This is a genomic window from Arthrobacter arnarulunnguaqae (genome assembly GCF_051262515.1).
In the GTDB taxonomy this organism is placed as follows: Bacteria; Actinomycetota; Actinomycetes; order Actinomycetales; family Micrococcaceae; genus Arthrobacter_N.
The window spans coordinates 1-645 of the sequence record NZ_JBIMER010000038.1; the positions used below are offsets into that span (position 1 = coordinate 1).

Consider the following 645-nt stretch of genomic DNA (forward strand, 5'->3'; position numbering starts at 1 on the left):
GGCGGGTTTGCATCCGTCTCCGGTGCCGCATGCGCATGTGGTGTCCTCCACGACGCACAAGACGTTGGGCGGTCCGCGGGGCGGGATCATCCTGACCAACGACGCGGAGATCGCGAAGAAGGTCAATTCGGCGGTGTTCCCGGGTCAGCAGGGCGGTCCGTTGGAGCATGTGATCGCGGGCAAGGCGGTGGCGTTCAAGGTCGCCGGGACCGCGGAGTTCCGGGACCGGCAGGAGCGCACCTTGGCGGGTGCGGCGATCCTGGCGGAGCGTTTGGGCCGTGCGGATGTGGCGGGCAAGGGCATTGGCGTGTTGACCGGGGGCACGGATGTGCACCTGGTGCTGGTGGATTTGCGGCATTCGGAGTTGGACGGGCAGCAGGCGGAGGATCTGTTGGCGTCGGTGGAGATCACGGTGAACCGCAACGCGGTGCCGTTTGATCCGCGTCCGCCGATGGTGACGTCGGGTTTGCGGATCGGGACGCCGGCGTTGGCGACGCGTGGTCTGGGCGAGGAGGCGTTCGCGGAGGTCGCGGACATCATCGCCGAGGTCCTGGTCGCGGGGCCGGACGCCGACACCGCGGGACTTCGTGCCCGTGTGAAGGCCGTCGCCGACGCGCACCCGCTCTACCCGGACCTCGCGCCGCT

The 645-nt window shown here is 69.3% G+C and carries 1 protein-coding gene; it reads left to right on the forward strand.

Annotated features, from left to right (window positions below; genetic code table 11):
* A partial coding sequence (locus ACHAAJ_RS15565) for a PLP-dependent aminotransferase family protein (RefSeq protein ID WP_494337662.1) occupies window positions 1-645 on the forward strand: 645 nt, incomplete at both ends.